This is a genomic window from Burkholderia sp. BCC0397 (assembly GCF_902832865.1).
Lineage (GTDB): Bacteria > Pseudomonadota > Gammaproteobacteria > Burkholderiales > Burkholderiaceae > Burkholderia.
On the sequence record NZ_CADFDL010000002.1, the window covers coordinates 909261 to 925901 of the forward strand.

The 16641-nt window shown below is 67.2% G+C and carries 19 protein-coding genes; 11 read left to right on the forward strand and 8 right to left on the reverse strand.

Annotated features, from left to right (window positions below):
• Window positions 1–56 precede the first annotated feature (56 nt).
• The 6 genes from HWX03_RS08980 to HWX03_RS09005 all read left to right on the forward strand — a co-directional run bounded on the left by HWX03_RS08980 (window position 57) and on the right by HWX03_RS09005 (window position 5573).
• On the forward strand, window positions 57–1541 hold the full coding sequence (locus tag HWX03_RS08980) for an NCS1 family nucleobase:cation symporter-1 (protein WP_175871013.1): 1485 nt from the start codon (window positions 57–59) through the stop codon (window positions 1539–1541).
• A gap of 10 nt (window positions 1542–1551) precedes the next feature.
• Window positions 1552–2343: an aspartate/glutamate racemase family protein gene (locus HWX03_RS08985; RefSeq protein ID WP_174431447.1), complete on the forward strand. Its 792-nt coding sequence runs from the start codon at window positions 1552–1554 to the stop codon at window positions 2341–2343.
• A gap of 160 nt (window positions 2344–2503) precedes the next feature.
• Window positions 2504–3457, forward strand: coding sequence for an allantoinase PuuE (gene puuE / locus HWX03_RS08990; protein ID WP_124677763.1), 954 nt, complete (start codon window positions 2504–2506; stop codon window positions 3455–3457).
• A complete protein-coding gene (gene uraD, locus HWX03_RS08995; RefSeq protein ID WP_175871014.1) occupies window positions 3454–3975 on the forward strand; it encodes a 2-oxo-4-hydroxy-4-carboxy-5-ureidoimidazoline decarboxylase in 522 nt (173 codons plus the stop codon). Before puuE ends, uraD begins: the two co-directional genes overlap by 4 nt.
• A 75-nt stretch (window positions 3976–4050) precedes the next feature.
• Complete coding sequence (gene alc / locus HWX03_RS09000; RefSeq protein ID WP_175871015.1) at window positions 4051–5064, forward strand: allantoicase; 1014 nt, start codon at window positions 4051–4053, stop codon at window positions 5062–5064.
• A complete protein-coding gene (locus tag HWX03_RS09005) occupies window positions 5061–5573 on the forward strand; it encodes an ureidoglycolate lyase (protein ID WP_175871016.1) in 513 nt (170 codons plus the stop codon). Before alc ends, HWX03_RS09005 begins: the two co-directional genes overlap by 4 nt.
• 76 nt (window positions 5574–5649) lie before the next feature.
• Here HWX03_RS09005 and HWX03_RS09010 read toward each other — a convergent pair whose 3' ends face one another.
• On the reverse strand, window positions 5650–6615 hold the full coding sequence (locus HWX03_RS09010) for a LysR family transcriptional regulator (protein ID WP_175871017.1): 966 nt from the start codon (window positions 6613–6615) through the stop codon (window positions 5650–5652).
• A gap of 151 nt (window positions 6616–6766) precedes the next feature.
• Here HWX03_RS09010 and HWX03_RS09015 point away from each other — a divergent pair, with 151 nt between their 5' ends.
• The 3 genes from HWX03_RS09015 to HWX03_RS09025 are packed head-to-tail and all read left to right on the forward strand — an operon-like array spanning window position 6767 to window position 7794.
• Window positions 6767–7171 (forward strand): RidA family protein, encoded by a 405-nt coding sequence (locus tag HWX03_RS09015; RefSeq protein ID WP_174431452.1) that lies wholly within the window; start codon window positions 6767–6769, stop codon window positions 7169–7171.
• Entirely contained in the window at window positions 7168–7323 is a 156-nt protein-coding gene (locus HWX03_RS09020; protein ID WP_244132610.1) for a hypothetical protein, read from the forward strand. The genes HWX03_RS09015 and HWX03_RS09020 overlap by 4 nt, the downstream gene beginning before the upstream one ends.
• A 60-nt stretch (window positions 7324–7383) precedes the next feature.
• The gene (locus HWX03_RS09025; RefSeq protein WP_175871018.1) at window positions 7384–7794 is read left to right on the forward strand and encodes an ACT domain-containing protein; all 411 of its coding nucleotides are present in this window, start codon (window positions 7384–7386) and stop codon (window positions 7792–7794) included.
• Window positions 7795–7894: 100 nt separating this feature from the next.
• On the opposite strand, the gene HWX03_RS09030 is transcribed toward HWX03_RS09025, so the two are convergent.
• Window positions 7895–9088 (reverse strand): urate hydroxylase PuuD, encoded by a 1194-nt coding sequence (locus HWX03_RS09030; protein ID WP_174431454.1) that lies wholly within the window; start codon window positions 9086–9088, stop codon window positions 7895–7897.
• Window positions 9089–9141: 53 nt separating this feature from the next.
• A complete protein-coding gene (uraH, locus tag HWX03_RS09035; protein ID WP_175871019.1) occupies window positions 9142–9495 on the reverse strand; it encodes a hydroxyisourate hydrolase in 354 nt (117 codons plus the stop codon).
• A 508-nt stretch (window positions 9496–10003) separates the two neighbouring features.
• Here uraH and HWX03_RS09040 point away from each other — a divergent pair.
• Complete coding sequence (locus HWX03_RS09040; protein WP_175871020.1) at window positions 10004–11416, forward strand: 8-oxoguanine deaminase; 1413 nt, start codon at window positions 10004–10006, stop codon at window positions 11414–11416.
• Between the two features lie 108 nt (window positions 11417–11524).
• Here HWX03_RS09040 and HWX03_RS09045 read toward each other — a convergent pair whose 3' ends face one another.
• Window positions 11525–12454, reverse strand: coding sequence for a LysR substrate-binding domain-containing protein (locus HWX03_RS09045; RefSeq protein ID WP_006478550.1), 930 nt, complete (start codon window positions 12452–12454; stop codon window positions 11525–11527).
• A 223-nt stretch (window positions 12455–12677) separates the two neighbouring features.
• Window positions 12678–12887, reverse strand: coding sequence for a dodecin (locus tag HWX03_RS09050; RefSeq protein ID WP_175871021.1), 210 nt, complete (start codon window positions 12885–12887; stop codon window positions 12678–12680).
• Window positions 12888–13033: 146 nt separating this feature from the next.
• On the opposite strand from HWX03_RS09050, the gene HWX03_RS09055 reads away from it, so the two are divergent.
• Window positions 13034–13927, forward strand: coding sequence for an NAD(P)-dependent oxidoreductase (locus HWX03_RS09055; RefSeq protein WP_175871022.1), 894 nt, complete (start codon window positions 13034–13036; stop codon window positions 13925–13927).
• A gap of 66 nt (window positions 13928–13993) precedes the next feature.
• Here the strand turns inward: HWX03_RS09055 and HWX03_RS09060 are convergent, their stop codons facing one another.
• From HWX03_RS09060 to HWX03_RS09070, 3 genes are all read right to left on the reverse strand, one after another.
• Window positions 13994–14440, reverse strand: coding sequence for a hypothetical protein (locus HWX03_RS09060; protein WP_006488003.1), 447 nt, complete (start codon window positions 14438–14440; stop codon window positions 13994–13996).
• A 333-nt stretch (window positions 14441–14773) separates the two neighbouring features.
• Window positions 14774–15205, reverse strand: coding sequence for a large conductance mechanosensitive channel protein MscL (mscL, locus tag HWX03_RS09065; protein ID WP_059529603.1), 432 nt, complete (start codon window positions 15203–15205; stop codon window positions 14774–14776).
• Window positions 15206–15442: 237 nt separating this feature from the next.
• Entirely contained in the window at window positions 15443–16630 is a 1188-nt protein-coding gene (locus HWX03_RS09070; RefSeq protein ID WP_175871023.1) for a tetratricopeptide repeat protein, read from the reverse strand.
• Between the last annotated feature and the right edge of the window lie 11 nt (window positions 16631–16641).

Here is a 16641-nt window from a genome sequence, read left to right on the forward strand (position 1 = left end):
ATCCGGAGCGATATCGATGACGGTGAGCGGCCACCCGGCCGCGTCAAGGAGAAGTCATGGCTCAGTTCAGTGTGGCGCACGACAGCGCCTATCCGGCGGAAGAAGGCGGCGAGGGCGGTGGTCCGGCATTGCCGGATGGTTACAGCGAACGTCTGTACAACGAAGATTTGGCACCCCTTAAAAATCAGACATGGGGTGCGTACAACATCTTCGCGTTCTGGATGTCGGACGTGCACAGCGTCGGCGGCTACGTGTTCGCGGGCAGCCTGTTCGCGCTCGGGCTGACGAGCTGGCAGGTGCTGATCGCGCTGATCGTCGGCATCGGCCTCGTGAACGGGCTGTGCAACCTGATCGCGCGGCCGAGCCAGCAGATCGGCGTGCCGTATCCGGTCGCGTGCCGCGCGACGTTCGGCGTGCTCGGCGCGAACGTGCCGGCCGTGATCCGCGGGCTGATCGCGATCGCGTGGTACGGCATCCAGACCTATCTCGCGTCGAGCGCGCTCGTGATCGTCGTGCTGAAATTCTTTCCGCAATGGCTACCGTATGCGGACGTCCATCGCTACGGCTTCCTCGGGCTGTCGGCGGTCGGCTGGGCTGGCTTCATGCTGCTGTGGGTGCTGCAGGCGTTGGTGTTCTGGAACGGGATGGAGACGATCAAGAAGTTCATCGACTTCGCGGGCCCGGCCGTCTACGTCGTGATGTTCATCCTCGCCGGCTACATGGTGTGGCGCGCGGGCTGGCGCAACATCGGCATCAACCTCGGCGGCGTCAAGTATCACGGCGCGGAAGTGATCCCGGTGATGATCACCGCCGTGTCGCTCGTCGTGTCGTACTTCTCCGGGCCGATGCTGAATTTCGGCGACTTCTCGCGCTACTGCCGCTCGTTCGGCGACGTGAAGCGCGGCAATTTCTGGGGGCTGCCGGTCAACTTCCTCGCGTTCTCGCTCGTCACGGTGATCACCACCGCCGCGACGCTGCCGGTGTTCGGCGAGCTGATCACCGACCCGGTCGCGACCGTCGGCCGCATCGACCATCCGACCGCGGTGATTCTCGGCGCGCTGACGTTCACGATCGCGACGATCGGCATCAACATCGTCGCGAACTTCGTGTCGCCCGCGTTCGATTTCTCGAACGTCGCACCGCGCCTGATCAGCTGGCGCGCGGGCGGGATGCTTGCCGCCGTCGCGTCGATCTTCATCACGCCGTGGAACCTGTTCAACAATCCGGCCGTGATCCACTACACGCTGGACGTGCTCGGCGCGTTCATCGGCCCGCTGTACGGCGTGCTGATCGCCGACTTCTACTTCGTCAAGCGCGGCCGCCTCGTGCGCGACGACCTGTACACGATGTCGGAAAGCGGCACCTACTGGTATACGGGCGGCGTGAACCGCCGCGCGCTGGCCGCGCTGCTGCCGGCCGCGGTGATCGCGGTCGTCTGCGTGATGGTGCCGGGCTGGCAGGGCGTCGCGAATTTCTCGTGGTTCATCGGCGCGGGGCTCGGCTTCGTGTTCTACCGGCTGCTCGTGAGCGCGAAGGCGTGAGGAGCATGCGATGAAGATCCGACTGATCAATCCGAATACGACGCAGCGGATGACCGACGCGATGGGCCGCTGCGCGCGCGAGGTCGCGGCCGCCGGCACGGAGATCGTGGCCGTGAGCCCGCCGATGGGGCCGCCGTCGATCGAAGGGTATTACGACGAGGCGCTCGCGACGCCGGGGCTGCTCGCCGAGGTCGCGCGGGGCGAGCGCGACGGCTGCGACGCGTACGTGATCGCGTGCTTCGGCGATCCGGGCCTGTATGCGGCGCGCGAGCTTGCGCGCGGGCCGGTGATCGGCATCGCCGAGGCCGCGATGCATGCGGCGAGCGTGCTCGCGCCGGGCTTCTCGGTCGTCACGACGCTCGCGCGCACCTGCGGGATGGCGTGGCACCTCGCGGAGCGCTACGGGATGAAGCGGTTCTGCCGCAACGTGCGCGCGACCGACGTCGCGGTGCTCGAACTCGACCGGCCCGGTTCGGCCGCGCGCCGGATCATCGTCGACGAATGCCGGCGCGCGCTCGACGAGGACGGCGCCGACGCGATCGTGCTCGGCTGCGCGGGGATGGCCGAATTCGCGCACGAGATCGAGCAGCAGATCGGCGCGCCGGTGGTCGAGGGCGTCACGGCGGCCGTCAAGTGGGCCGAGGCGCTCGTCGCGCTGCGCCTCGCGACCGCGAAGCGCGGCGACTACGCGCGGCCGCTGCCGAAGCGCTACGACGGCGCGTTCGCCCGCTTCAGCCCGCCGGACGGGGATGCGGCGGAACCGGGCCCGAATTTGCCGCAACCGCACATACACACCGTCTGACACGCACTATCTGCGCCGCTGTATGGGCGCGTATGAACGTTTTCGCTACACTGGGCCGTCATCGCATCGGCTCGTGCGGCCGACCTCCGGCACCGCACGGTCGATGCGAACCCATTACTTCAGCCCGCTCGTTGAGCCGGCTTTCGTTGCACTTCGAACCATGCCACTCGATCCCAACTATCCTCGCGACCTGATCGGCTACGGCCGCCATCCCGTTCAGGCGAACTGGCCGGGGCGCGCCCGCGTTGCCGTGCAATTCGTGCTGAACTACGAGGAGGGCGGCGAGAACTGCGTGCTGCACGGCGATCCGGGCTCCGAGCAGTTCCTGTCCGAAATCGTCGGCGCGGCCGCGTATCCGGACCGCCACATGAGCATGGAGTCGATCTACGAATACGGGTCGCGGGCCGGCGTGTGGCGCATCCTGCGCGAATTCGAGAAGCGCGGGATGCCGCTGACGGTATTCGGCGTCGGCATGGCGATCGAGCGCCATCCGGAGCTCGCGCGTGCCTTCGTCGAGCTCGGCCATGAAATCGCGTGCCACGGCTGGCGCTGGATCCATTACCAGAGCATGACGCCGGAACTCGAAGCCGAGCACATGCGCCTCGGGATGGAAGCGATCGAGCGCGTGACGGGCGAGCGTCCGCTCGGCTGGTACACCGGCCGCGACAGCCCCAACACGCACCGCCTGGTCGCCGAATACGGCGGCTTCCTGTACGACTCCGACAACTACGGCGACGACCTGCCGTTTTGGATGGACGTCGAAGTGTCGGGCGGCCGCACGTCGCCGCAACTGATCGTGCCGTACACGCTCGACACGAACGACATGCGTTTCGCGACGCCGCAGGGCTTCAACACCGGCGATCACTTCTTCGACTACCTGCGCGATGCATTCGACGTGCTGTACGCGGAGGGCGACGAGGCGCCGAAGATGCTGTCGATCGGCATGCACTGCCGGCTGCTCGGCCGGCCGGGCCGGTTCCGCGGGCTGCAGCGGTTCCTCGATCACATCGAGCAGCACGATCGCGTATGGGTGACGCGCCGCGTCGATATCGCGCGTCACTGGCGTGAGCATCATCCGTATCAGCCCAATCATCGAAACGAAGGGAAAGCATGAAGGCGATGCGCTACACGTTGGAACAACTGAACACGATGGCGCCGAGCGCATTCGTCGCGGCGCTGTCGGGGATTTTCGAACATTCGCCGTGGGTGGCCGAGGTCGCCGCGGGCCAACGGCCGTTCGCGAGTATCGACGCGCTGCACAAGACGATGTCGGATGCGGTGGAAACCGGCGACGAAGCGCGCCAGCTCGCGCTGATCAACGCCCACCCGGAGCTGGCCGGCAAGGCCGCCGTGCGCGGCGAACTGACGGCCGAGTCGACCCGCGAGCAGAGCGGCGCAGGCCTCGACCAGTGCACGCAGGAAGAATTCGACAAGCTGCTGACGCTGAACCGCACGTATCGCGAGAAATTCGGCTTCCCGTTCATTCTCGCGGTGCGCGGCTACGACCGCCACGGCATCATCGCGAACTTCGAGTCGCGCGTGAATCATTCGCGCGACGAGGAGCTGCGCGCGAGCCTCGACCAGATCTACCGGATCGCGCGCTTTCGCCTCGACGACCTGATCGACGCCTGACACCGCCGCCTGACACCGCAATACGGCCCGCCGCGTCGCGGCGGCCCGATCGTCTCACTGAAACAAGGAAACATCATGGCTGTTCCGCTTCTCGATCCGAACGCACCCGATTTCACGCGGCGCTACGTGAATCTTGCCGACCCGCGTCTCGGTGCGCAGGCGCTCGAGGCCAGCGACGATTTCTTCGCGCCGAAGGACCGGATGCTGAACCCCGAGCCGGCCGTCTTCATCCCCGGCAAGTACGACGACCACGGCAAGTGGATGGACGGCTGGGAAACGCGCCGCAAGCGCACGACCGGCTACGACTGGTGCATCGTCAAGCTCGCGCGCCCGGGCGTGATCAAGGGCTTCGACATCGACACGAGCCACTTCACCGGCAACTTCCCGCCGGCCGCGTCGATCGAGGCCGCGTTCGTGGCCGACGGCGCGCCGACGCAGGCGACCGAGTGGGTCGAGATCGTCCCGTCGACGACGCTGCAGGGCAACAGCCATCACTACGTCGAAGCGAGCGACACGCGGGCGTTCACGCACCTGCGCGTGAACATCTACCCGGACGGCGGCATCGCGCGCCTGCGCGTGTACGGCCAGCCGCAGCTCGACTGGGCCGGCGCGAGCGCGACCGAGCAGTTCGACCTCGCGGCGATGGAAAACGGCGGTTACGTCGTGGCGGCGAACAACCAGCACTTCGGCGTCGCGTCGAACCTGCTGCTGCCGGGCCGCGGCGTGAACATGGGCGACGGCTGGGAAACCCGCCGCCGTCGCGAACCGGGCAACGACTGGGCAATCATCGCGCTCGCGCAGCCGGGCGTGATCCGCAAGATCGAAGTCGATACCGCGTTCTTCAAGGGCAACTATCCGGATCGCTGCTCGATCCAGGCCGCCTATGTATCGGGCGGCACCGACAGCTCGCTGATCACGCAGTCGATGTTCTGGCCGGTGCTGCTCGGCGAACAGAAGCTGCAGATGGACAAGCAGCACTACTTCGAACAGGAGATCGCATCGCTCGGCCCCGTCACGCACGTGCGACTGAACATCATTCCGGACGGCGGCGTGTCGCGCCTGCGTTTGTGGGGGACGCTCGACAAATGAAGACGCTTGCCATCGAACCGCTGACCAAGGAAGCGTTTGCGCCGTTCGGCGACGTGATCGAAACGGAAGGGGCGAAGCAGATCCCGATCAACCTCGGCACGACGATCCGCTTTCACGATCTCGCGAAAGTCGACGTGACCGATGAAGGCGGCCGCACGCTCGTCAACCTGTTCCGCGGCCAGCCGCGCACGCTGCCGTTCGAAGTGAAGATGCTGGAGCGGCATCCGCTCGGCAGCCAGGCGTTCGTGCCGCTGAACGACCAGCCGTATCTCGTCGTCGTCGCGCCCGCGGGCGATCTCGATCCGGCGAAGATCCGCGCATTCGTGACGAGCGGCTGGCAGGGCGTCAACTACGCGAAGGGCGTATGGCATCACCCGCTGATCGCGCTCGGCGGCGTCAGCGACTTCATCGTCGTCGATCGCGGTGGTGACGGGCTGAACCTGAACGAGCAGGATCTGCAGGAGTCGCTGTGGCTCACCGAAGATGCGCTGGATGCGCTGACGGCCTGAGTCAGGCTGATCGTCCGTCTGTCGAAACCCGCGCAATCCGCGCGGGTTTTTTTATGGGCGCTCGCTGGCTCGCGAATCAGGTCGGCGCGGCCTCGCGCGTGTCGCGCAAACCACGGCCGCCGCGCCGCCGGTTCACGACCGGCGCATGCTGCGCCATCAGCTCGGCGACCCAGTCGACGAACACGCGCAACTTCGCGCTGACGTGCCGGTTCGGCGGGAATGCGACATACATCGGCATCGGTTCGAGTTGCCATTGATCGAACAGCGGCACCAGCTCGCCATTCGCGCGATACGCGGCGGCCATGTAGTCGGGCAACCACAGGATGCCGAGCCCCGCGAGGCCGGCTTCGAGGTACGCATTGCCGTCGTCGACCGCGAGCACGTAGCGCCCGCGCACGTGGACCTGTTCGCCGTCGCCTGCCATCGCAAACGGCAGCGCCTTGCCGGTGCGCGCCCACAGAAAGCCGACCACCCGGTGATGCGTGTCTTCGAGTTCGCCCGGATGCGACGGCGTGCCGGCGCGCGCGAGATAGGCGGGTGACGCGTACACGCCGAGCCGCAGGTCGCCGATGTGGCGCGCGACCAGCGAGCGGTCGGTCGGCTCGCCGCCGCGCACGACGCAATCGACGTTCTCGCCGATCACGTCGACCACGCGATCGCTCACGCCCATGTCGAGCTGGATGTCCGGATAGCGCGCATGGAACGCGGGCAGCGCGGGGATCAGGATCAGGCGCGCGAACGGGCTCGGCACGTCCACGCGCAGCCGCCCGCGCGGCGACGCCGACGCCGCGGACAGGCTCGTTTCGGCATCGTCCATGTCGGCCAGCAGCCGCACGACGCGCTCGTAGTACGCGGCGCCGTCCGCTGTGACGACGACCTTGCGCGTCGTGCGGTTGAACAGCTTCACGCGCAGCCGCGCTTCGAGCTGCTGCACCAGTTGCGTGACGGTGGTGCGGCTCATGTGCAGCGTGTCGGCTGCCTTGGTGAAGCTGCCGGCTTCCACCACGCGGGCGAACGCCTGCATTGCGTCGAATCGATCCATCGGGTCGGGGCTCCGCGTCGGTCGCAGATTGTTTGGAGTGACCAAACAGTGTTGGACAAGGTTGCCGGTTTATCCGCCGCGCAACGGTCCTTAAAGTGCCTTCATCGTTGATGCACGGGCATGCCGCCCCACAGACCGATGGAGGTGTCGAATGGCAAAGCGTAGCGTAGTTTTTCCGCCGGGTCGCCAGGCGCTGTATGACCGCAACCGTTATTCGCCGGCGCTGCGCTCGAACGGCTTCCTGTTCGTGTCCGGGCAGGTCGGCAGCCGCGAGGACGGCTCGCCCGAGCCGGAACTGGGCGCGCAGGTGCGCCGCGCGTTCGACAACCTGAATGCGGTGCTGCGCGCGGCCGGCTGCACGTTCGACGACGTCGTCGACGTGACGGTGTTTCTCGTCGATCCCGAAGCGACGTTCGAGCGGGTCTGGGAGATCGTGCCCGAATACTGGGGCGACGCACCGCATCCGACGCTGACCGCCGTCGGCGTGACCTGGCTGTACGGCTTCCAGTTCGAGATCAAGGCGATCGCGCGGCTGCCGGAGACGGCCGGCGCGTGAGCGGGGCGCCTCGTGCGGCTGTTCGACGTGACGTCGACGTCGCGCCCGCGCTTGCGTATCACGTCGTGTATCCGGCGCACCTGCAGGACGATCCGCGCATCGTCGCGTTGCGCGGCTGGCTCGCGGACGAAGTCGCGATGGTGCGCGCGTAGTGCGTGCTATCGTGCCCGCATCGCCACCCTACGACGTCCGGTTCCGGGCGTGTTCCTCCGATGAGCCAGCCTGAAAACGACCTCGCGGTCCTGCTGCGCACGATGCAGCCCGAACTGCATCCGGGCGCGTTCGCATTCATAGCGCTGCCGCACGACGCAGACGTATCGTTATCCGAAGTGATCGCGACGTTCCGCGAAGTGGAAGGGCTGACGGTCGTGGTCGACGAGGAAACGGCCGCGCGTCGCGGCTGGCCGGTGCTGTTCCGCGCCGCGTGGATCACGCTGACCGTGCATTCCGGCCTCGCGGCCGTCGGCCTCACGGCGGCGTTCGCGCGGGCGCTCGGCGCGGCCTGCATCAGTTGCAACGTGATGGCCGCCGCGTATCACGATCACATCTTCGTGCCGTTCGATGACGGCCCGCGCGCATGCGATGCACTCATCGCACTGCAGCGCGACGCGATGCGCGGCTGACGCGCGAAGGGCATTGCGCGCGGGCAAAAAAACGGGCCCGTTACCGGGCCCGCGAACGGAGAGGATGGCGCCGGCGAATGACACTTCCGGCGCGCGGCGGCTACTTGACCGCGCCGCCCTCGAACCACGCGGCGAGCTTCGTCCGCTCGTCGTCGGTCATGTGCGTGACGTTGCCGATCGGCATCGCCTTCAGGCGCACGGCCTGGTCGTAGATGCGCTGCGCGTTCTTCGACACTTCGTCCGGCGTGTCGAACATCACGCCCGCGGGGGCGCTGCCCATCAGCGTCGGCTTCGACGAATGGCACTCGACGCAGCGCTGCTGCAGGATCGGCATGATGTCGTTGATCACGATCTTCGGCGCATTCGCGGCCTGCGCTTCCGGGGCGACCGGCTTCGGCATCGTCCACACCAGCGCGCCCGACAGCAGTGCGACGCCGCCGATCGGCAGGTACCACAGCTGCTTGCCGCGGTGACGCATCACGAAGAACTGGCGGATCAGCGCGCCGGCCAGCATGATCAGCACGAGCACGACCCAGTTGAACTTGTTCGTGTACGTCATCGCATAGTGGTTCGACAGCATCGCGAACACGACCGGCAGCGTGAAGTACGTGTTGTGCACCGAACGCTGCTTGCCGCGCTTGCCGTAGATCGGGTTCGGTTCCTCGCCCTTGAGCATCTTGTCGACCATCTTGCGCTGGCCCGGGATGATCACGAAGAACACGTTCGCCGACATGATCGTCGCGAGCATCGCGCCGACGATCAGGTAGGCGGCACGGCCCGAGAAGATGTGGCATGCGAGGTACGCCGCGACGACGACGTAGAGGCCGACGCAGATGCCGAGCACGCGGTCGTTGGTGCCGAGGATGCGGCACAGCGAGTCGTAGACGATCCAGCCGGCGGCGAGGAAGCCGAGTGCGGACGCGACGGCGACGACCGGGCCCATGTCGAGCACGTTCTTGTCGATCAGGTACGTGTTCGGTGCGAGCAGGTACAGCACGAAGAACAGCGTGAAGCCCGACAGCCACGTCGTGTACGACGGCCACTTCGACCAGTGCAGGTCATCGGGCATTTCCGGCGGGGCAACGGTGTACTTCTGCATGTTGTAGAAACCGCCGCCGTGGACGTGCCACAGCTCGCCGAACACACCGCGCTTGCGCTGGTTCGGGTCGGTCGGCGGTTTCAGGCTGTTGTCGAGCGCGACGAAATAGAACGACTCGCCGATCCACGCAATGGCGACGATGACGTGCAGCCATCGCAGCGCGAGGTTCAGCCAGTCGGTGATGAAGCCTTCCATGAAACTCCTCCAGACTCAGATCGTTTGTCTTGATGCAGGCGCTGATTCGTCTGTCAGCTGCCGCGATAGGTGCTGTACGACCACGGCGACACGAGCAGCGGCACGTGGTAGTGCGAGCCGGTGTCGGCGATGCCGAAGCGCAGGACGACGCGGTCGACGAAGCGGGGTTCGGGCACCTTCACGCCGAGCGCCGCGAAGTAGTCGCCGGCATGGAACACGAGTTCGTATTCGCCGGCGGCGAGCGCCGCGCCGTCGAGCAGCGGTTCGTCGCAGCGGCCGTCGCTATTGGTCAGCACGGTCTTGATCGCGCGGCGCGATTCGCCGTCCAGCGCGTAGAGGTCCACCTTGATGGCCGCGCCGGGGCGACCGTGCGCCGTATCGAGTACGTGGGTAGTGAGCTTTCCCATTCGTTGTGTCCTTGTGTGAATGCGAGGTTCGGCGGCGACTCGATCCATGACTGTGCGGCGGATCGAGGCTCCACGTCACGTGGCTACATACCCGTCGGCGAGAGTGAAGCGAGCGCCGTGCAGGCATTGTAAAAAGGTTCCCCGCGCAAATACGGGCGCGATATCGAAGATAATGCGCCGCGCATGAGCGGCTGTCGACGGCCCGCCGGATACGGCTTCGCGCGCCGATTTCGGCCGCCCGGCGGGGCGTCGGGCGGCGTACCATACCGAATCCCTGAAGGGCGGTATTCCGGATCGCGCATTGTGCGCGGCGCGCGCTTGGGCGATCCTCCCGCCGTGCGCGTCGGCCCGTGGCCGGCGCGTACCCCGAAGACGGCGAGCACGCCGGGTAACCGGGCCAGGGCGTTCGAACGGACGCAGGCACCGGGGCGTGCCGCGATTCAGCGTTCGAACGGCTGTGTGACCGCCTCCAGGACAGCCCCTGGAGGCAGACCGACGCGGAGAACGCATGAATCTCGAGCAGCACGCTGGCGCACGCGCGCCGAACCCCTCCTCATCCCGCCCGACGACCCTGCTGGTCAAGCACGCCGACGTGCTCGTGACCATGGACGACACGCGCCGCGAGCTGCGCGACGCGGGGCTCTACATCGAAGACAACCGGATCGTCGCGGTCGGCCCGAGCGCCGAGCTGCCCGACACGGCCGACGAAGTGCTCGACCTGCGCGGCCACCTCGTGATCCCGGGGCTCGTGAACACGCACCATCACATGTACCAGAGCCTCACGCGCGCGGTGCCGGCCGCGCAGAACGCCGAACTGTTCGGCTGGCTCACGAACCTGTACCGGATCTGGGCGCACCTGACGCCCGAGATGATCGAGGTGTCGACGCTCACCGCGATGGCCGAGCTGCTGCAGTCGGGCTGCACGACGTCGAGCGACCATCTGTACATCTACCCGAACGGCAGCCGGCTCGACGACAGCATCGCCGCCGCGCAGCGGATCGGCATGCGCTTTCATGCGAGCCGCGGCGCGATGAGCGTCGGCCAGCGCGACGGCGGGCTGCCGCCCGATTCGGTCGTCGAGCGCGAACCCGACATCCTGCGCGACGCGCAGCGCCTGATCGAGACCTATCACGACGAAGGGCGCTACGCGATGCTGCGCGTGGTGGTCGCGCCGTGCTCGCCGTTCTCGGTGAGCCGCGAGCTGATGCGCGACGCGGCCGTGCTCGCGCGCGAATACGGCGTGTCGCTGCACACGCACCTCGCGGAGAACGTCAACGACATCGCGTACAGCCGCGAGAAATTCGGGATGACGCCCGCCGAATATGCGGAAGATCTCGGCTGGGTCGGCCACGACGTGTGGCATGCGCACTGCGTGCAGCTCGACGATGCGGGCATCGGCCTGTTCGCGCGTACCGGCACGGGCGTTGCGCATTGCCCGTGCTCGAACATGCGGTTGGCTTCCGGCATCGCGCCGGTGAAGAAGATGCGGCTCGCGGGCGTGCCGGTCGGCCTCGGCGTCGACGGTTCCGCGTCGAACGACGGCGCGCAGATGGTGGCGGAGGTGCGCCAGGCGCTGCTGCTGCAGCGGGTCGGTTTCGGACCCGACGCGATGACCGCGCGCGAAGCGCTCGAGATCGCGACGCTCGGCGGCGCGAAGGTGCTGAACCGCGACGACATCGGCGCGCTGAAACCCGGCATGGCCGCGGATTTCGCCGCGTTCGACCTGCGTCAGCCGCTGTTCGCGGGCGCGCTGCACGATCCGGTCGCGGCGCTCGTGTTCTGCGCGCCGTCGCAGACGGCGTACACGGTGGTGAACGGGAAGGTGGTGGTGCGGGAAGGGCGGCTGGCGACGCTCGATCTGCCGCCCGTGATCGAGCGTCACAACGTGCTTGCGCACGCGCTCGTGGAGGCATCGCGCTGACGCGTCGGTGGGGATGTGGCGCCGCGCGCGGCGGTAGTTGTCGACCGCCACACCGCGCCACACCAGGCCACGCCGCAACGGCCTGCCTGATGCGCGGGTCGTGCGCGATTACGCCTCGATCAGCGTGCGGGTGGCTTCGGCGACGAGGCTGCGCAGCCAGCGCACTTCGTCGGAGTAATGGCAGCGCTCGTGCCACAGCTGGTAGTACTGCATCGGCGGGAAGTCGAGCGGCGCGGGCACGACCGACAGCGGCAGGAACTTCGCGTAGTGATCGGCGAACAGCCGCGTGGTCGTGAAGATCAGGTCCGACTTCACGAGCACGTAAGGCGCGAGGTTGAAGTACGGCAGCGTGACGACCACGTGGCGCTTGAGCCGCTCGCGCGCGAGATGCACGTCGATCGCGCCGCGCTGGCCGACCGAGTACGGCGTCGGCGCGAGATGCGGCGCGTTCAGGTACTGGTCGAGCGTGAGCCCGCCGCGCTTCGCGAACGGGTGCGTGTTGCTCATCAGGCAGACGATTTCGTCGACGAACAGGTTCGACAGGTGCAGCTGCTCGGGCGGCTCGGGCCAGTTGCCGACGACGATGTCGAGCTTGCCGTCTTCCAGCGCGAGCTCGTAGTCGAACGCGGGGCCGAGCGAGTGGAACTCGAGCGTCGCGTTCGGCGCGGCCAGCCGAAAGCGTTCGACGACGGTCGGCACGAACAGCACGTTCAGGTAGTCGGGGCAGCCGATCCGGTAGCAGCGGATCGACGTGGCCGGGTCGAAGTTGTGCTGCTGGAACTTGATGCGCTCGATTTCCCGCAGCGCGTTCTGCACCGGTTCGAGCAGGCGCAGCCCGTATTCGGTCGGCACCATGCCGGACTTGCCGCGCACCAGCAGCGGATCGCCGGTGATGTCGCGCAGGCGCCGCAGCGCGGCGCTGATCGCCGGTTGCGACTGGTTCAGTTTGACGGCCGCGCGCGTGACGCTGCGCTCCATCAACAAGGTGTGCAAGACGCGCAAGAGGTACGTGTCGATCGCCTCGCGTTGCTGACTCATGTTATCTCCGGTTTATATGGCTGGGCTGATCGAGGGGTCGGTCGGGTATATCGTTTTTAATATGAACGAAAATCAGCGTCAAGCGATGGATACCCGCGGCTACCCGCCGGCCGGGCAGCGACAAGGGGCCAGAATGGGGTGAAATGCAGGCGGGCGCGACGCCCCGCGGATGCGCATTGCACGCATCCGGTAGTGGGGCGGCGCGCGTGACGCGCGCGGCGCGTCAGTCGTCGATGCGCATGCCGACCTTCAGCGTGACCTGCCAGTGCACGACCTGGTCGCCTTCGATGTGGCCGCGCGTTTCGGTCACCTGGAACCAGTGCAGGTTGCGCAGCGTCTTGCCGGCTTTCGAGATCGCGTTGCGAATCGCGTCGTCGCTCGATTGCCGCGACGAACCGGTCAGTTCGATCAATTTGTACACGTGGTCGCTCATGATGCGCTCCCTGGGACGTTCGTATGGTGGGCCGGTGCAAGGCGCGGTCCCGCTACGGTTCCACAACGGTGCCGTGCGTGCCCGGCTTCTTGAGTGATAGGTATGATGGGCGGCAAGTGCAACCCATATCGGAGACGAGGAACATCGTGGAAGTCGGATTTTGCGGACCGGGATTGATGGGCGCGCCGATGATTCGGCATTTGCTGGCGGCCGGGCATCGCGTCAGCGTGTGGAATCGCTCGCGCGACAAGGCCGACGCGCTGGTGAAGGACGGCGCGCAGGTGGTCGGTACGCCGCGCGAGCTGGCCGAGCGCGTCGATACGGTATGCGTGTGCGTGCTCGACGGTCGTGCGGTCGGTGATGTCGTGTTCGGTGAACACGGGCTGCTTTCCGGTGACGCGAGCGCGCGCCGCCTGCAGCGCATCGTCGATCATTCGAGCATTCCGCCGGCCGCCACGCGCGACTATGCGGCGCGTGCGGCCGCACTGGGAGTCGGCTGGGTCGATGCGCCGGTGTCCGGCGGCGTGCCGGGCGCGCAGGCCGGCACGCTCGCGGTGATGGCCGGCGGCCGCGCGGCTGATCTCGACGCGGTGCGCCCGCTGATCGATACGTATGCGTCGCGCATCACGCACATGGGCGACGCGGGCGCGGGCCAGACGGCCAAGCTGTGCAATCAGGCGATCGTCACCGCGACGGTCACCGCGATCGCCGAGGCGGTCGGCCTGGCGCAGGCGAGCGGCATCGACGCCGCGCGTCTGGCCGAGGCGCTGGCCGGCGGCTGGGCCGATTCGGTGCTGCTGCAGACGTTCGTGCCGCGCATGACGTCGGGCGGTCACGCTCCGATCGGTGCACTCGGCACGTTCCAGAAGGATGTCGATGCAATCGCCGACGCGGCGCGCGACACGGGCGCGGTGATGCCCGTGTCGGCCACCGTGCAGCAGGTGCTGAGGCTCGGCGCCGCGCAGGGGCTCGCCGGCGCCGATTTCGCCGCGTTCATCGACATCGTGCGGCCGAACAACGGCCGTCGGCAGGTATCGTGACGGGCAAGCGGGACGCGTGAATGGCAGATGGGCCGCCCGGAGGCGGCCCATCGAATGACTGGAGGATCAGCCGAGCGAGCGGGGTGTCGTGTCGCCCGCGTTCTGGCGGCCGAGGCCGCCGCGCAGGCTCGCTTTCGTGCCTGCACCAAACTCGGGCAGGATGCGCGCACGCGCACGGCTCGCGAACACGAGGAAGCCGAAGCCGTTCGCTTCGTACCAGTATCCGCCGTTCTCGAGGCCGTCGAGCGGCTGCTCGAGCGCGTTGGCGATCGACTCGATGCAGCGCTTGCGCAGCTCGGCAATGGCCGGATAGGGCGGCTGCGCGCCGCGCACGCTGCACAGGAGCACGTCGAGGCCGGGCAGCACGTGCGCATAGAGGACGGGTTCGTCCTGCGCGCGGGCGCGGGCAATCTTGGTGTCGAGCTGGGCAAACGGTTTCGAGTGGCGCAAGACCGCGAGGAACGACTCCTGGCCATCCTGCGGCGCACGCCGACGTTTTTTCGGGAAGGACATAAACACTCGCCTCAAAAACAATTGCAAGAAATGCGGCACTTTCATGCGACCCACTCCCGGCTATGTACGCCGCATGTCGATCCTTTATAGCACACGAAAATGCTGCATTCGTGCAGTACGACGATCAATGTCTCCCGTCGACCTGCTCGCCATGATCGACACAGCCAGCGTCTTGGCGCCCGTACTGTCGTTTAGTCTCCATCATAGACCTGCTTTTCCCGCGCGTGCATTCGCTCGTCACAAAAAAATGAGATGAGCCGCATGCGGCGGTGCATCGCGGGCGCAATAAAAAGGCCCGCACGGGGCGGGCCTGGCTGGCGGAGCGTGTAGCGATCAGCGCTGCTTGAGCGAATCGCGGATCTCGCGCAGCAGCACGGTGTCTTCCGGCGTCGCGGCCGGCGCGGCTTCGTCCGGCTTGCGCAGCTTGTTGATGAATTTCACCATCAGGAAAATGATGAACGCAAGGATCACGAAATTGATCGCCACGGTGATGAACGAGCCGTAGCCGAATGCGGCGACGCCCGCGGCCTGCAGGTCCTTGAACGAATCGGGATTACCCTTGAACGACGGGGGGATGGTGCCGAGCAGAACGAACTTGTTCGAGAAATCCAGACCGCCGGTCAGCACGCCGATGACCGGCATGATGAGGTCCTTCACGACCGAGTCGACGATCTTCGAGAACGCGCCGCCGATGATCACGCCGACGGCGAGATCCATCACGTTGCCCTTGACGGCGAACTCCTTGAATTCCTTGATGATGCTCATGAGCGGCTTTCTCCTGGTTGGGGCGAGGGGAGGCGTGCCGCGACGCGCAGGATTGCTTTGCGTCGGATGACGGTCGGTGGCACGCCGATGGCCGCATGATAGCGAACGTGCCCCATTGCCGGTAGCCCATCTTGAAATGATTGACAAATCCGCGCGTCGGCGCGGCCGGTCATGCAGCAGGGCCTGGCGTGCGTGGCCGGGTGTCGACACGCAGGTCGACGCCCGGTGCGCGGGTGCTCAGGTGTTGTCGTCGGTCCAGCCGTCGTCGTTGCTGCCGAGGTCCATCCCGCCGCCACTACCGCCGCCGCTGCCGTCGCTCCAGTTCGAATCGTCGCCGCGGCCGAGGTCGACGCCCGGATCGGCTTCCTGCCGGCGGTGCTCGCCGTCGACGATCACGTCGCGTTCGACCACGCGCTCGCGGCCGCCGGACATCGCTTCGCCGAGCAGCACGCCGGTCAGCAGCCCGCCCATTCCGCCGCCGAAACCGCCGCCTTGCTGGATCACGACGGGCGGCTGCTGTTGCGGATAGGGTTGTTGCGGCGGGTAGGGCTGTTGCTGATACGGCTGGCCCTGGGCGCCCGTCATGCGATCGGCTTCCTGTGCGTATACGGAGCCGCTGCCGTTCGCCGGCGCCGCGGGCTGCGCGGCCGGGTCGGGGCGGCCTTCGACGCGCGCCTTCACGCTGGCGTGACGCTGTTCGAGTTCATCGACGCGATACGGCGGCACCGGATTCTTGCCGTTCGACAGCGTCTCGACGAGCGTGCGCGCGTCGTTCTCGATCGCCTCGAGTTCGCCGGTCAGCGCGGCGGCGCCGGGCGCCGTCGACAATTTCGCATCGAGTTTCAGCGGCCGGATGTCGTTCAGCACGTCGGTCGAGCGCTTGAGCTGCGTGCGGCGTTCGTCGTCGGCGCGGCCGTTGTCGGCCGTGCGCGCGCGCCGCAGCGTCCAGCGCAGCACCAGCGCGATCACGGCGACGATCAGCCCGAGGCCGATCCACATGCCGGTCGACGGGCCATGTTTTTCGGCCGGCGCGACGGCGGGGGCGAGCCCCGGCTGCAGCGTGCCGGCCTGCGTGGCCGACGGCGTGTTGCCGCTCACGCGCGCGGCGTCGGCGCGAATGCGCGACTCCGTCTGCGCGAAGCGCGACGCGTCGGTGAACTTCAGTTGCGGATCGAGCGATTTCGCACGCTGCAGTTGCGCGAGCGCGTCGGACGCGCGGCCTTCGCGGTCCAGCACCTGCGCATACAGGTAGCGCGCGTGCGCGTTGTTCGGATGGGCGTCGATGACTTGCGACAGCTGCGTGTCCGCGCGTTGCCAGTCGCGCTGCGCGATCGATTGCTCGACCTGCTGCAGCGACGGGACCGCAAACGCGGCGGACGACAGCAACATCAGCGAGAGGCCGAGTGCGGCGAGGGATTTCTTCATGGTCGAACCGG

Excerpts from the sequence above, each read along its gene's own strand:
- HWX03_RS08980 (WP_175871013.1), top strand. The coding sequence starts at position 57 with ATGGCTCAGTTCAGTGTGGCGCACGACAGCGCCTATCCGGCGGAAGAA.
- HWX03_RS08985 (WP_174431447.1), top strand. The coding sequence starts at position 1,552 with ATGAAGATCCGACTGATCAATCCGAATACGACGCAGCGGATGACCGAC.
- puuE (WP_124677763.1), top strand. The coding sequence starts at position 2,504 with ATGCCACTCGATCCCAACTATCCTCGCGACCTGATCGGCTACGGCCGC.
- uraD (WP_175871014.1), top strand. The coding sequence starts at position 3,454 with ATGAAGGCGATGCGCTACACGTTGGAACAACTGAACACGATGGCGCCG.
- alc (WP_175871015.1), top strand. The coding sequence starts at position 4,051 with ATGGCTGTTCCGCTTCTCGATCCGAACGCACCCGATTTCACGCGGCGC.
- HWX03_RS09005 (WP_175871016.1), top strand. The coding sequence starts at position 5,061 with ATGAAGACGCTTGCCATCGAACCGCTGACCAAGGAAGCGTTTGCGCCG.
- HWX03_RS09010 (WP_175871017.1), bottom strand. The coding sequence starts at position 6,615 with ATGGATCGATTCGACGCAATGCAGGCGTTCGCCCGCGTGGTGGAAGCC.
- HWX03_RS09015 (WP_174431452.1), top strand. The coding sequence starts at position 6,767 with ATGGCAAAGCGTAGCGTAGTTTTTCCGCCGGGTCGCCAGGCGCTGTAT.
- HWX03_RS09025 (WP_175871018.1), top strand. The coding sequence starts at position 7,384 with ATGAGCCAGCCTGAAAACGACCTCGCGGTCCTGCTGCGCACGATGCAG.
- HWX03_RS09030 (WP_174431454.1), bottom strand. The coding sequence starts at position 9,088 with ATGGAAGGCTTCATCACCGACTGGCTGAACCTCGCGCTGCGATGGCTG.
- uraH (WP_175871019.1), bottom strand. The coding sequence starts at position 9,495 with ATGGGAAAGCTCACTACCCACGTACTCGATACGGCGCACGGTCGCCCC.
- HWX03_RS09040 (WP_175871020.1), top strand. The coding sequence starts at position 10,004 with ATGAATCTCGAGCAGCACGCTGGCGCACGCGCGCCGAACCCCTCCTCA.
- HWX03_RS09045 (WP_006478550.1), bottom strand. The coding sequence starts at position 12,454 with ATGAGTCAGCAACGCGAGGCGATCGACACGTACCTCTTGCGCGTCTTG.
- HWX03_RS09050 (WP_175871021.1), bottom strand. The coding sequence starts at position 12,887 with ATGAGCGACCACGTGTACAAATTGATCGAACTGACCGGTTCGTCGCGG.
- HWX03_RS09060 (WP_006488003.1), bottom strand. The coding sequence starts at position 14,440 with ATGTCCTTCCCGAAAAAACGTCGGCGTGCGCCGCAGGATGGCCAGGAG.
- mscL (WP_059529603.1), bottom strand. The coding sequence starts at position 15,205 with ATGAGCATCATCAAGGAATTCAAGGAGTTCGCCGTCAAGGGCAACGTG.
- HWX03_RS09070 (WP_175871023.1), bottom strand. The coding sequence starts at position 16,630 with ATGAAGAAATCCCTCGCCGCACTCGGCCTCTCGCTGATGTTGCTGTCG.